Raw genomic sequence first — 13,596 nt, 5'->3', positions numbered from 1 at the left:
TTCATCGGCCCACGCGCAGCGTCAGTGCCCAGAACAGCAACGCCATCAGGCCGATGCAGGCGCCCAGCATGCAGACGCCGGTCCAGCCCATGGCGCCATAGACCATGGTCGAGGCGATCGAGCCAAGCGCGCTGCCGAGCGAATAGAAAATCATGTAGCCGCCGACCAGCCGACTGCGGGCATCCGGTCGACGCGAAAAAATCAGGCTCTGGTTGGTGACGTGGACAGCCTGGATTGCCAGGTCCAGCATAACGATGCCGGCGGCAAGCAGCCAGAGCGAGACGCCCATGAAGGCGATCGGCAGCCAGGCTGCCGTCATCAGAAGCAGGCTGAGGCCGGTGACCAGTTGTCCGCGCCCGCGGTCGACGAGGCCGCCCGTCCAGCGCGCGCCAAGCGCCCCGGCGACGCCGGCAAGGCCAAACAGCCCGATTTCGGTGTGCGAGAGCGAAAATGGCGCAGCACTCAGCGGCAGCACCAGCGGCGCCCACAGCACGTTGAAGGTGGCGAAGATCAGCATGGCGAGCACGGCGCGCACGCGCAGCAGCGGCTCCTGCACGAACAGCAGCACCACCGAGCCCAGCAGGCGCGGATAGGATGTGTGGGGTCGCTCGGGCTCGTGACGCGGCAGGATGAGGAAGAGAACCACAGCCATGGCAAGCGTCAGCGCGGCCGAGATCAGATAGACCCAGCGCCAGCCGGCGAAGTCGGCGACGACACCAGCGACGAAGCGGGCAAGCAGGATGCCAAGGATGACACCGCTGGTGACGGTGCCGACCGCCCGCCCGCGCTCGGACGGCACGGCGAGATCGGCGGCGTAAGCCACCAGAACCTGCACCACCACGGCAAGCAGCCCGACAATCGCGAGGCTGGCCAGCAGCATCGCGGCGTTCGGTGCGACCCCGACCGCGATCAGCGCCATGGCGGAAAGCACCGCCTGCCCGGCGATCAGCTTGCGGCGGTCGAACAGGTCGCCGAGCGGCACGATGAAGAACAGGCCGAGTGCGTAGCCGATCTGCGTCACCGTCACCACGATGCCGACTGTGGCCGGCACGATGGCAAAATCATGCGCCATGGCGTCGAGCAGCGGATGGGCGAAATAGACATTGGCGACGCTCAGACCGCAAGCGATGGCAAAGATCAGCGCGGTCATTCCCGACAGTCCGGGCGGTGACGCCTGTGCGGTCCGCGGCGGCCCATCGGACCGCTCCGCACTTGCTGTTGCGCTGTTCACCACCTGCACATTCATGTCGCTCTCCGCATAAGGTTTCAACTTGAAACCACTTGCTGGATAGACAGAATAGTTTTATCTTGCAACCGAAATAGCGGATCTGGACCAACGACTGCCATGGTGAAACGAACGAGCCACCACGAAGCCGATTGCTTGATCGCGCGGCCGCTCGACGCGATCGGCGACTGGTGGTCGCTGCTCATCGTGCGCGACGCCTTCGACGGATTGCGCCGCTTCGGCGAGTTCCAGAAGAGCCTTGGCGTCGCCAAGAACATCCTGTCGGCACGGCTGCGCAATCTGGTCGCGCACGGCATATTGGAAACGGTTCCCGCACCCGACGGCAGCGCGCACCACGAATATGTGCTGACGCAAAAGGGGCGTGGCCTGTTCTATGTGCTGGTTGCCTTGCGGCAGTGGGGCGAGACCTATTTCTCCGGACCGGGCGAGCCCTACACTTTCATGGTTGACACGCAGAGCGGCCGGCCGATCAGGCGCCTTGAGGTGCACGCCGAGGATGGACGGCTGCTCGTTCCCGGCGACACAAGGCTCACCGATTTCCGCAACCAGGAAAACAGCTGACCGCCCTGGGCAGGTTCGACGGACCGGCCAGCCTGGCGGAATCGATTTCCGCTTGACCGGACAGGGAATCGGCTATCGTTTTCCGGCAATGCGTGCCGTCTTAAGCGTGGAGTGACCGATGAAAGCCGTCGTCTTCGAGAAATTCGGCGAAGCGCCGACGATCCAGACCGTTCCCGATCCGAAGCCGGCTGCCGATGGCGTCGTCATCAAGGTCGAGGCGACCGGGCTCTGCCGCAGCGACTGGCATGGCTGGATGGGCCATGATGACGGCATCACCTTGCCGCACGTCCCGGGACATGAGCTCGCCGGCGTCGTCGTCGCCGCCGGCAAGCAGGTCAGCCGTTGGAAGGCTGGCGACCGCGTGACGGTGCCGTTTGCCGTCGGCTGCGGCCGCTGCTTCGAATGCACTTCGGGCAACCACCAGGTCTGCGAGCACCAGACGCAGCCCGGCTTCACCGGCTGGGGCTCGTTCGCCGAATATGTCGGCATCGAGCATGCCGACACCAATTTGGTGCGCCTGCCCGAGGAGATGGAATACGCCACAGCCGCCAGCCTCGGCTGCCGCTTCGTCACCTCGTTTCGCGCCATCGTCGACCAGGGGCGGGTCAAGCCCGGCGAATGGGTGGCGGTGCATGGCTGTGGCGGCGTCGGCCTGTCGGCGATCATGATCGCAAGTTCGATGGGCGCCAATGTCATTGCCATCGACCTCACCGACGAGAAGCTGGACTTCGCCAAAAAGATCGGCGCCGTGGCGACCATCAACGCGTCGACGACGCCGAATGTGGTCAAGGCCGTCAAGCAGATCACCAATGGCGGCGCGCATATGTCGATGGACGCGCTCGGCCACCCCACCACCTCGTTCAACTCGATCGCCAATCTGCGCCGGCGCGGCCGCCATGTGCAGGTCGGCCTGATGCTGGGCGAACACGCCCGCCCGCAAGTGCCGATGGACAAGGTCATCGCCTTTGAACTCGAAATCCTCGGCAGCCACGGCATGCAGGCCTATCGCTACCAGGCGATGATGGACATGATCCGCAACGGCAAGCTCAAGCCCGAACTGCTGGTCGGCAAGAAGATCAGCCTCGACGAGGCGCCCGCGGCGCTCATGGCGATGGGCGGTTTTGAAGGTATCGGCATTGGGGTGGTGACGAAGTTTTAGGGCGGGCGTCTACCGCGCGAACTTCTTCGCTCCGAACACGCACGCCACGACGCCGAGCGTAACCACCACCATCAGCGGGCTGACCTGCTCGTGCAGCAGCGTCGCCGCCAGCGCCAGGCCGAAGAAGGGCTGCAGCAGCTGCAACTGCCCGACGGCGGCAATGCCGCCTTGCGCCAGGCCGCGATACCAGAAGACGAAGCCGATCAGCATGCTGAACAGAGAGACATAGGCGAGACCGATCCAGGCGTGGGAGCCGACGGCGGCAAAGGACGGCGGCAGCGTCGCAACAGTCAGCACCAGCATGATCGGCAGCGACAGCGTCAGCGCCCAGCAAATCACTTGCCAGCCGCCGAGCTTGCGCGACAGCGCGGCGCCCTCGGCATAGCCCAGGCCGCAGACGACGATAGCGGCGAGCATCAGGCCATCGCCGACCGGCGACGCCGTCACGCCTTGCATCAGCGCGAAGCCCGCGACCAGCGCGCTGCCGATGCAGGAAAACAGCCAGAACGCCGGCCGTGGACGCTCACCGCCGCGCAGCACGCCGAAGATCGCGGTTGCCAGCGGCAGCAGGCCGACGAAGATGATCGAGTGGGCGGAGGTGACGTGCTTCAGCGCCAGCGCGGTCAGCAAGGGAAAGCCGACCACCACGCCGAGCGCGACGATCACCAACGACAGCAGGTCGCCCCGCTCCGGGCGCTTCTGCCGAAACAAGAGCAGCATTGCCAGGCCAAGCAGCCCGGCAATCGCGGCGCGGGCCGATGTCACGAATGTCGGATCGAAGTCCATCACGGCCACGCGCGTCGCCGGCAGCGAGCCTGAGAAGATCAACACGCCGATAAATCCGTTCAGCCAGCCGCTCGCGGTCTTGTCCATTCCAGGCTCCATGTCTTTCGCCTTCTATCGGGCAGATGCCATGGCGCAGCCAGAGACAATGGGGTACAATTCAGCGAAACTGTAATGGCCTGACGAGCAGTACGGATGACGGACTTCGCTTTGGAAAAGGACGACGCGCGGCCCCTGGACGCCCCCACCCTCGTCGAAAGCGTCATGGCGACCATTCGCCAGCGGATCGCCGCGCGCAGCCTGACACCGGGCGCCCGGCTGCCCTCCATCCGCGCCTTCGCCCAATCCATGCAGGTGTCGAAATCCACCGTGGTCGAAGCCTATGAGCGTCTTGCAGCCGAAGGCACGATCCGCTCCCGGCTGGGTTCAGGCTTCTATGCCGCCGGCTCGCTGGCGCCGCTGTCGCTGGCCGAGATCGGTCCCCGGCTCGATCGTGCCGTCGACCCGCTCTGGGTTTCGCGCCAGTCGCTGGATGCCAGCGACGAGACCCTGAAACCCGGCTGTGGCTGGCTGCCGGCCTCCTGGATGCCCCAGGCCGGGCTGCGCCGCGCACTGCGCACGGTGGCGCGGGCCGACGATGTCGCGCTGGCCGATTACGGCACGCCGCTCGGCCTGCCGCCGCTGCGGCAGTTGCTGGCGCGGCGCATGGCCGGGCACGGCATCGAAGTCTCGCCCGAACAGATCATGCTGACGGAATCGGGCACGCAGGCCATCGACCTTCTGTGCCGGTTCTTGATCGAGCCCGGCGACACGGTGCTGGTCGACGACCCCTGCTATTTCAATTTCCACGCTTTGCTGCGCGCCCACCGCGCCAAGGTCGTCAGCGTTCCCTACACGCCCTCGGGACCGGATATCGAGTTGTTCGCGCAGGCGCTTACCGAGCACCGGCCGCGCCTCTACATCACCAACTCCGCCATCCACAATCCGACCGGCGCGATCCTGTCGCCGGTCACCGCGCATCGTCTGCTCAAGCTCGCCGACCAGTCGGACCTGACCATCGTCGAGGACGACATCTTCGCCGATTTTGAACATGCCCCTGCCCCGAGGCTGGCGGCTTTCAACGGCCTCAGCCGCGTCGTCCAGATCGGCAGCTTCTCCAAGACGCTGTCGGCATCGATCCGCTGCGGTTTCATCGCCGCGCCGCGTGACTGGATCGAGGGCCTGACCGACCTCAAGATCGCCACCACCTTTCGGCGGCGGGCGGCTGGCGGCTGAACTGGTGCTGACGCTGCTCAAGGACGGCAGCTACCGCAAGCACATGGATTTGCTGCGCGCAAAGCTCGCGCGCGCCATGGTCGAGACCGGCACCCGGCTGAAGGCGATCGGCATCACGCCGTGGATCGAGCAGCCGGCCGGACTGTTCCTGTGGTGCAGCCTGCCCGATGGCGTTGACGCGGCCGAAGTCGCGCGCCGGGCGCTTACCGACAATGTCGTGCTGGCGCCCGGCAATGCGTTCAGCCTGTCCGGAACGGCCAGCCGTTTCCTGCGCTTCAACGTCGCCCAATGCGAAGACGAGCGGATTTTCAAGGTGCTGGAAACCGCGATGAAGCGGTGATCGCACGTCGCTTTCAATCAGCGGCTCGCACAGACCTCCCGCACGCAGTCGCGCAACCAGCGTTGCGCTGGGTCGGCGTCGAGCCGCGGATGCCAGAGCATGGAGATGGTGACCTCCACCGTGCTAACTGGCAGCGGAAAACTGTGCATGCCGGCGCGCGCGCCAGCCGTATGCCGCTCGGGCACGCTGGCGATCAGCTCCGAGGCGCGCGCCATGGCGAGCGCGGCCGAGAAACCCGAGACCATACACACCACCCTCCGCTGCAAGCCAAGCCCGCTCAGGGCCTCGTCGATCGGTCCTCTTTCGCGGCCACGCCGCGAGACACTGATATGCCGGCCAGCCGCATAGCGCTCGGGCGTCGCAATGCCCTCGGTCAAGGGATGGCCTGATCGAACGGCGCCAATGAAGCGGTCGCGAAACAGCGCCTGGATGCGCACTTCGGGCCCGGTTTCGCCGGCAACGCCGATCTCGAGGTCAATCGCCGCTTCGCGCAGCGACATCACATCCTTGTCGGATTTTGCCGCGAAGCGCAGCCGCACCCCTGGCGCATCGGCCTCGATGCGCGCGACCAGACGGGGCCCGAACTCCTCGACGAAGCCTTCGTTGGTGCGCAGCGTGAAGACCCTGTCCAGGCTTGCGAGATCAAGCAACTCGGCAGGGCGCAGCAGCGCCTCCGCGCCCTGGACGACAGAGCCGACCTGCCGGCGCAATTCCTCCGCGCGCGGCGTCGCCACCAGGCCGCGCCCGGCGCGAACCAGCAAGGGATCGCCCGTCGCGTCGCGCAGCCGCGCCAGGGTCCGGCTCATCGCCGAAGGACTGAGCCGCAGACGGCGCGCCGCGCGGGCGACGCTGCCTTCCGCCAGCAGAACGTCGAGAGCAAAAAGCAGATTGAGATCAGGGGGCGTCATCCGCGGATCATAGCATGATGTGGCGTCTGGTGCACGAATATGATGCATATGCTGCGCCTTCCGCCATATCAAGCACAGGACTAGATCTCCGACAACTCCAGTTTCCGGAGCGAATGGAAAGGAGATCGCCATGGCAGTCGCCGCGCAAAATCGCGATGGGCTGATATCAGCCCCGCAACAGAATCAATCCGCCGTCTGGGCGCTGGCAAGCCTGTCGCTCGCCACGCTGCTGTCGTCGCTCGGAACCAGCATTGCCAGCGTCGGGCTTCCCTCGCTGATGCAAGCGTTCGGGGCGACGTTCCAGGCCGTGCAATGGGTGGTTCTGGCCTATCTCCTTGCCATCACCACGCTGATCGTCAGCGCCGGGCGGCTGGCCGACATGTTCGGGCGCCGCCCCTTGCTGCTGGGCGGCATCGCGCTGTTCACATCGGCATCGGTGCTGTGCGGCCTGGCGCCGACGCTGTGGCTGCTGATCGCGGCGCGGGCCGTGCAAGGGCTCGGCGCGGCGCTGATGATGGCGCTGACGCTGGCCTTTGTCGCCGAAACCGTGAGCAAGGACCGGACCGGCAGCGCCATGGGCCTGCTCGGCGCCATGTCGGCGATCGGCACGACGCTCGGCCCCTCGCTCGGCGGTCTGCTGATCGCCGGCCTCGGCTGGCGGGCGATATTTCTCGTCAATGTGCCGCTGGGCCTCCTGACCTTCGCCCTCGCCTGGCGCGCCTTGCCCGCTCGCAGCAAGACAGCGCAGGCCGCTCAAGGCAAGTTCGACGCGATGGGCACTGTCCTGCTGGCGCTGACGCTGGCCGCCTATGCATTGGCCATGACGCTTGGCCGGGGCAATTTTGGCGCGCTCAACATCGGCCTGCTGGCTACGACCGCCGCCGGCGTCGGTCTATTCGTCATCGCGCAGAGGCGCGCGAAGAACCCCTTGATCCAGCTTGCCAGCTTCCGGGATCTTCGGCTCAGCGCCAGTCTGGCCATGAGCCTCATCGTCGCCACGGTGATGATGGCGACCCTGGTGGTCGCCCCGTTCTATCTGTCCCGCGGGCTCGGGCTCGATGCCGCAATGGTCGGCGTGGTGCTTTCGACCGGGCCGCTTGTCTCGACCCTGTCGGCGCTCTTGGCGGGACGGCTTGCCGATCGTTTCGGCGCCCACAGGATGATGGTCGCCGGGCTCACCAGCCTTGCAACAGGCACATTTCTTCTGTCGCTGGCCATGACGAAACTCGGCATCGTCAGCTACATCGTTCCCATCACCGTCACCTGCTTCGGCTACGCCCTGTTCCAGACCTCGAACAGTGCAGCCGTCATGAGCGGTGTCGGCGCTGGCGAGCGCGGCGTCATATCAGGCCTGCTCAACCTGTCGCGCAATCTCGGCCTCATCACCGGCGCATCCCTGATGGGGGCGGTGTTTGCCATCGCTACGGGGCAAGGCGCTGCGGACACGACGATCCTGTCGCCGGCCGCGGCCGCGCAGGGAATGCAGACCACTTTCGAAGCGGCAACCGGCATGGTGCTGGCTGCGCTGATCCTAGCCGCTCTTTCGGCCCGTTTTGCCAGCCGGATACCTGGCACATCCGCCTCAAAATAGTCTTCACGTGAGCCATTCAGGGTATATCGAGATTTAGGTCAGGCCGAGCCGAAAATGGTGGGTTCCGAGAACCGGAGCGGAGCGTACTTTTCGTACGTGTTGGGTGGACGGCCCCCGACGGCATCGCGATGTGCCAGATTGAGGTCGTTGCAGATCTCAAACCAGGGAGACCGTCCGTGGATAAACTTATTCGCATTGGCATGGATACGTCAAAGAGCGTTTTCCAGTTGCATGGCGTGAATGAAGCTGAACAGCCGGTGTTGCTGCAAGAAGCTGCGGCGCAATCAGGTGCTTGCCTTCTTTGCCGAGCTTTCGGGACTGAAAATTGGCATGGAGGCCTGTGGCGCGGCGCATTACTGGGCGCGGGAATTGCGCGCGCTGGGCCATGAAGTGGTGTTGCTGCCGCCGCAGTACGTGAAGCCCTATGTGAAGCGCTCCAAGTCGGATGCGGCGGACGCCGGGGCGATCTGTGAGGCGATGAGCCGGCCAGAGATGCGTTTTGTTCCGATCAAGAGCGCCGACCAGTTGGGATCGCAAATGCTGGCGAAACTGCGCGCGCGGTTCATCGGCCGGCGCACGCAGCTCGCCAATTCGATCCGGGGCTTTGCGGCGGAGTTCGGTCTTGTCGCGCCCAAGGGGCTTTCCCGCCTCGGCGATCTGCTGGCTGACATTCGCGCTGATGTGACGATCCCGGACACGGCCAGGGACATGTTCGAGACGCTGGCGCGCGATTATGCGCATATCAGCGCCGAGGTCACCACACTCGATGAGAAGCTGTTTGCGCTTCACAGACAGAACGAAATGAGCCAGCGGTTGGCCGCCATACCAGCGGTTGGTCCCGTCGGAGCGACGCTGCTGGCCATCAAGGTTACGGATGCGCATGGCTTCAGATCGGGACGGGACTTTGCCGCCTGGCTCGGACTGACGCCGAAGAACCATTCAACAGCAGGTAGAAACAGGCTCGGCGTAATTACCCGCGCCGGCGACGAGATGCTGCGAAGTGTGCTGGTGGCGGGCGCGACCGCTCTCATCCAGCACATGCGGCGTGGCAGCAAACGGGTCTGGCCGTGGTTACGGGCCTTGATTGCGCGCAAAGCTCCCAAGCTGGCAGCGGTGGCGCTGGCCAACAAGCTCGCTCGGATCGCCTGGAGGTTGATGGTCAGCGGCGAGCATTATCGCCCTATCAGCGCCATCTATCCGACCTCGGTGCAGCCGTAAGAGATCAGAGTTCGGCGTCGAGTTCACGTTCGACGTCGAGGCCGGAACTTGCAAGCAGAGGAGAAGATGGTGTGACCGGTCGAACCGGGACAAGCGAGGCATTCCGAGGTGCTCACCGGCAGCCAATGTCGTGTACGTGTTTGGAACTCGCTATCCGTGAAGCCCATCTTGGCCAGCGCTCACAAATCCGCGCGCAAAAGGCCGGACATATGAGCGCAAGCGATCCGATCAAACCATCCCAACCAAGCCTTGCAAGCAGGGGGCCGTCCACATATGAGTACCGGAAGCCCAGGTATCAGCCATTTGCAGGCTGGCCTCACCTGAATATCAGCATACCTCAGGCCCCTGCCCGTTTGCGGCGCTCATAGAGCATGACCAGCGTTTCCGCCATCAGTGCCGGCTTTTCCTCGCCCTCGATCTCGACCGTATTGGCTGCCTTCATCAGATACTGGCCGGGCCCCCTGTCCTCCATGGAAAGCAGGACCGTGCGCAGCCTGATGCGCGCGCCGACCTTGACCGGCGCCAGGAAACGCACCTTGTCGAAGCCATAGTTGAAGGCCGCCTGGGTGTTTTCCGGCACGATGCCCATGCCGAGCGCCAGCGCGCCGATGATCGACAGTGTCAGATAACCATGCGCGATCGTCGTGCGGAACGGGCTTTGCCGCCGCGCCCGCTCAGGATCGACATGAATCCATTGATGGTCGCCTGTGCATTCGGCGAACTGGTTGATACGGTCCTGGTCGACCGTTGTCCATTCCGAGACACCGAGCTCCTGCCCGGACATCGTTCTCAACTGCTCGTAGGTCGGCGGCGTTTTAGGCCGTACTTCTGTCATTCCTGCTTTCCCGATAGCTCACCGCGCCTCCGGACCACGAACGGACGGCCCCTGTCAATTCGCCCTGCGTGAATCCGTTCCGCCGAATTCCGGCTGAATCGTGCCATGCCTTACCATGCAATGGCAGGCCGAATTCGGAATTCTTGGACGTTCCAAGGCTGCCGGGAGCCTATCCGTGGCGCGAATGCAACTATGGGCAAGGTTGCAAAGTCGGGAGGCCGCGTGCCCTGCGAAGGCGAAACGGCAGGCTGCAAGAGCCTATTTCTGCCCATAGCCGGCGCGGATTTCCTGCATCGCCTCTTTGATGCGCTCGCGCAGGATTTCGATCGATTCGGCGCCGGATTTCCGGGCCAGTTCGGCCACCTCGTCGGCATTCTTCAGCGCAGCCTCGAAGGATTTGCGGGCGAACTCCGTCTGTTTGGCCATCAACTCCTGCGGATTGCCCGGCGCCCGGTAGCTCTGCGCCATGTCGGCAACCTCGCGCAGCGTGTCCTGCAGCAGTTCGCGTTGCCTTGACAACAGCGAGGTCGCTCCGGCGGCGCCGGCTCGCGCCGATTTCTCCAAGGCTTCGAGGTTCTTGCGGTGATGGGCAAGGATCGCCTCGACATCGACATTGGGCACCTTCAGGTCGCGGCCAAACCTGCCGAACATGTCCATGAAGGAATCGGATTCCGGTTGCTTGGCCATGATGTCTTCTCCCCTTTGCCGCAAATGCGGCAGCCCTCGCCCGGGAGCATATCACTCGCGCGCCGCGTGTCCATTTCGAACCTGGCGATCGGAGCGCATCAATTGACCGGGAGCAGCAGCTCGATCGTGTAGAGCACGATACCCGCCAACCCGCCGATGATCATGCCGTTGAAGCGGATGTATTGCAGGTCCCTGCCGATGTTCATCTCGATCAGCCGCGTCAATTGGGCAAGATCCCAGCGCTTGACCTGGTCGGCGATGAATTTCGACACGCCGCTCTTCTGACTCTCGACGAAGGAGGCCAGCGCCACGACGAACCCCTGGTTCATGTCGGCCCGGATCTGCACATCACCGGCGAGATGACGCCCGACCTCGACGAACATGTTGGCGAGATGCGCGCGGATCACCGAATTCGGCGCCTTGGCGTCCTGCTCGATGAACAGGCTGAGGCTCTCCCACATGTCGCCGGCCAATCCCTTGACCTCCGGCCGAGCCAGAAAATCCCGCTTCATCTGCTCGGCGCGTTTGGCATACTGCTTCGATGTCCTGAGTTTTTCGATGAAGCCTTGCGCGAAACGGTCGAACTCGGCGCGCATCGGATGGTCGGGATCGGCCCGCACCTCGTCGAGCAAGGCCCCAGCCGAAGCGACGATCTTCTTCAGGAGATAGGCGTCGGCTCTGAACAGGTTGAACAGCGACGGCAATTCCTCGCGGATTTTTTCGCGCATTGTCGCCAGTGCCTGTTCGTCGTTCAGGAACCGGCCGATCACCTTGATGAACTCGTCGAACAGTTTCTGGTGACGGCGGTCGTCGGTGAGTGCCGACAACAGTTCCGCCGCCAGCGGCGCCAGCGGCACCTTTTCGATCTGCTCGAGCATGCGGCTGGTGACGAAGCCGCGCAGGCCGGACTGCTCGACCGCGGCAAGTGTCTGCGGCACCAGCCGCACGACGAAACGCGACAGGCCGGCGGCGCGTTCGGCGTCGGCCAGCCAGTCGGCGACGAGCGCTGCAAAATCGACCTCGGCGAGTTTTTCGCGCACCGGCTCGGGCGCCAGGAAATTGGCCTCGATGAAGCGGCCGAGATTGTCGGCGATGCGGTTCTGGTTTTCCGGGATGATGGCGGTGTGTGGGATCGGCAGCCCGAGCGGCCGCCTGAACAGCGCCACCACCGCGTACCAGTCGGCAAGGCCGCCAATGGTCGCCGCCTCGGCGAAGGCCGCAACGAAGCCCAGCCACGGATAGGTGCCTTGGAACGACTTGGCCAGGGCAAACACCAGCACGCAAAGCGCCAGCGCGGCCGTGGCGATGAATTTGGTGCGCCGTAGCGCGGAGAGCTTGGCGGCCCCGTCGGCATCGAAATGGACAGGCGCCAGGGACGGAGCCGATTGTGACATGAATGAACTGCTCCTCGTCGAACGCAGGGGGCGATCTCGGACTATCTAGCGCCTCGACCGCCGAAATGCCCGCGACGACAGGTTTTTCCCGCGTTTTGCCGGGTTGCGCACATAAAGTTGACGAGAATATTCATCTATCACGCGCTGCTAGTCTGGAATTACTCCAAGGTATAGGCCATATTCGCCCAGGCCAGTGTGGCGAATCCGAAATTCCGGGTCAGAGCCGCGCCAGCAAAGTTCTGGAATCCGGCGTGGTTGCACCGCGCCGGCGCCTAGTGAGGACAAAAATGCGGCTTACACGCCAGACCAATTATGCCATGCGCATCCTGATGTACTGTGCCGCCAACAATGACCGGCTGAGCCGCATTCCCGAAATCGCGGCCGCCTATTCGGTGTCGGAATTGTTCCTTTTCAAGATCCTGCAGCCACTGGTCGAGCATGGCCTGGTGGCGACGGTGCGCGGCCGCAATGGCGGCGTCCGGCTTGGCCGCGCCGCGGAGTCCATCAGCCTCTTCGACGTCGTGCGCGTGACGGAAGAGAGCTTTGCCATGGCCGAATGCTTCGAAAATGACGCCGCCGAATGCCCTCTGGTCGACAGCTGCGCGCTGAATTCAGCGCTGCGCGAGGCTCTCAATGCCTTCTTCGCCGTGCTTGCCCGCTACACCGTCGCCGACATGGTGGCGGCAAGGCCGAATGTGCGCAACCTGCTTGGCATTGACATGCTGGAGCGCCGCGCCCCGGCCGCCTGACCTGGACAGGCCAGCCTCACCTGAATATCAGCCGACCGACGATTGCGGCAAGACGAAGGGTACGTTCCCAGTCGGCAGCACGCCGACCCTGAGCCGGCAGTCGAACACTTTTCGATCAGATCGTCGCTCAGCACATCCAGCGGCGAACCGGTCGCGGCCAGCCGGCCGCGATGCATGACGAAGATGCGGTCGGCATACATGGCCGTCAGATTGAGGTCGTGCAGGATGGCGACCACGCCGCCGCCCCTTCGGGCGAAATCGCGGGCGATGTTCATGATGATCAGCTGGTGCTTGATGTCGAGGCTGGAAACCGGCTCGTCGAGAAACAGATAGCGCGGCTTGCTGTCGAGCACCGGCGCCCAGACTTGGCATAGCACGCGTGCAAGCTGGACGCGCTGCTGCTCGCCGCCCGAAAGCTCCTGGTAGAAACGCCCGGCAAAACCATCGAGGTCGACACGCGCCAACGCCCGCTCCGGCAGTCGCGCATCCTCGCCCGGCAAGACACCCGAGCGGCCGCCGACAAGACCGAGCTTGACCACCTCTCGCACCGTGAACGGGAAGGACAGCGTCGTCGCCTGCGGCAGCACCGCGCGATGCACGGCAATCTCGACCGGTTTCATCGCCGAGAGATCGCGGCCGTTGAGGGTGACGCGCCCGGTATAGGCGAGTTCACCCGACAAGGCCTTCAGGAAGGTCGTCTTGCCGGAGCCATTGGGGCCGACGATTGCCGCGATCTCGCCGGGCCGTGCATCGAAATCGACCCCGCCGACGATACGCTTGCCGGCGATATCAACGGAAACATCCCTTGCCTCGATCATCCCAGCCTCACAAAAGTCTCACAGATCCCAGG

10 protein-coding genes and 3 pseudogenes are annotated in these 13,596 nt (G+C 64.3%); 6 read left to right on the top strand and 7 right to left on the bottom strand.

Annotated elements, in window-relative coordinates:
• Window position 1 precedes the first annotated feature (1 nt).
• On the bottom strand, window positions 2-1,246 hold the full coding sequence (locus AC0V7N_RS21350; protein ID WP_475450380.1) for an MFS transporter: 1,245 nt from the start codon (window positions 1,244-1,246) through the stop codon (window positions 2-4).
• 99 nt (window positions 1,247-1,345) lie between these two features.
• Between AC0V7N_RS21350 and AC0V7N_RS21345 the strand changes: the two genes are divergently transcribed.
• Both AC0V7N_RS21345 and AC0V7N_RS21340 read left to right on the top strand, forming a co-directional pair.
• Window positions 1,346-1,807: a winged helix-turn-helix transcriptional regulator gene (locus tag AC0V7N_RS21345; protein ID WP_475450379.1), complete on the top strand. Its 462-nt coding sequence runs from the start codon at window positions 1,346-1,348 to the stop codon at window positions 1,805-1,807.
• A 118-nt stretch (window positions 1,808-1,925) separates the two neighbouring features.
• A complete protein-coding gene (locus AC0V7N_RS21340; protein ID WP_027043808.1) occupies window positions 1,926-2,966 on the top strand; it encodes a zinc-dependent alcohol dehydrogenase family protein in 1,041 nt (346 codons plus the stop codon).
• A gap of 9 nt (window positions 2,967-2,975) precedes the next feature.
• Here the strand turns inward: AC0V7N_RS21340 and AC0V7N_RS21335 are convergent, their stop codons facing one another.
• Window positions 2,976-3,839, bottom strand: coding sequence for a DMT family transporter (locus AC0V7N_RS21335; RefSeq protein WP_475450378.1), 864 nt, complete (start codon window positions 3,837-3,839; stop codon window positions 2,976-2,978).
• Between the two features lie 105 nt (window positions 3,840-3,944).
• On the opposite strand from AC0V7N_RS21335, the pseudogene AC0V7N_RS21330 reads away from it, so the two are divergent.
• Window positions 3,945-5,364: pseudogene (locus tag AC0V7N_RS21330) on the top strand (aminotransferase-like domain-containing protein).
• Between the two features lie 17 nt (window positions 5,365-5,381).
• On the opposite strand, the gene AC0V7N_RS21325 reads toward AC0V7N_RS21330, so the two are convergent.
• Window positions 5,382-6,272, bottom strand: a complete 891-nt coding sequence (locus tag AC0V7N_RS21325) for a LysR family transcriptional regulator (protein ID WP_475450377.1) — start codon at window positions 6,270-6,272, stop codon at window positions 5,382-5,384.
• 130 nt (window positions 6,273-6,402) lie between these two features.
• Between AC0V7N_RS21325 and AC0V7N_RS21320 the strand changes: the two genes are divergently transcribed.
• Together AC0V7N_RS21320 and AC0V7N_RS21315 are read left to right on the top strand one after the other, a co-directional pair.
• Window positions 6,403-7,863, top strand: a complete 1,461-nt coding sequence (locus AC0V7N_RS21320) for an MFS transporter (protein ID WP_475450376.1) — start codon at window positions 6,403-6,405, stop codon at window positions 7,861-7,863.
• Between the two features lie 176 nt (window positions 7,864-8,039).
• Window positions 8,040-9,081 (top strand): annotated as a pseudogene (locus tag AC0V7N_RS21315) (IS110 family RNA-guided transposase).
• 337 nt (window positions 9,082-9,418) lie between these two features.
• On the opposite strand, the gene AC0V7N_RS21310 reads toward AC0V7N_RS21315, so the two are convergent.
• From AC0V7N_RS21310 to AC0V7N_RS21300, 3 genes are all read right to left on the bottom strand, one after another.
• On the bottom strand, window positions 9,419-9,916 hold the full coding sequence (locus AC0V7N_RS21310; RefSeq protein WP_475450375.1) for a MaoC family dehydratase: 498 nt from the start codon (window positions 9,914-9,916) through the stop codon (window positions 9,419-9,421).
• 258 nt (window positions 9,917-10,174) lie between these two features.
• Complete coding sequence (locus AC0V7N_RS21305; protein ID WP_475450374.1) at window positions 10,175-10,603, bottom strand: phasin family protein; 429 nt, start codon at window positions 10,601-10,603, stop codon at window positions 10,175-10,177.
• Window positions 10,604-10,701: 98 nt separating this feature from the next.
• Window positions 10,702-11,997 carry a DUF445 domain-containing protein gene (locus AC0V7N_RS21300; RefSeq protein WP_475450373.1) on the bottom strand — a complete coding sequence of 432 codons (1,296 nt, stop codon included), beginning with the start codon at window positions 11,995-11,997 and terminating at the stop codon, window positions 10,702-10,704.
• Window positions 11,998-12,284: 287 nt separating this feature from the next.
• On the opposite strand from AC0V7N_RS21300, the gene rirA reads away from it, so the two are divergent.
• A complete protein-coding gene (gene rirA / locus AC0V7N_RS21295) occupies window positions 12,285-12,746 on the top strand; it encodes an iron-responsive transcriptional regulator RirA (protein ID WP_475450372.1) in 462 nt (153 codons plus the stop codon).
• A 27-nt stretch (window positions 12,747-12,773) separates the two neighbouring features.
• On the opposite strand, the pseudogene AC0V7N_RS21290 reads toward rirA, so the two are convergent.
• A pseudogene (locus tag AC0V7N_RS21290) lies at window positions 12,774-13,564 on the bottom strand (heme ABC transporter ATP-binding protein).
• Window positions 13,565-13,596: the final 32 nt, after the last annotated feature.

Source organism: Mesorhizobium kamtschaticum (assembly GCF_056174585.1).
This window is presented reverse-complemented; position numbering and strand designations above follow the sequence as displayed.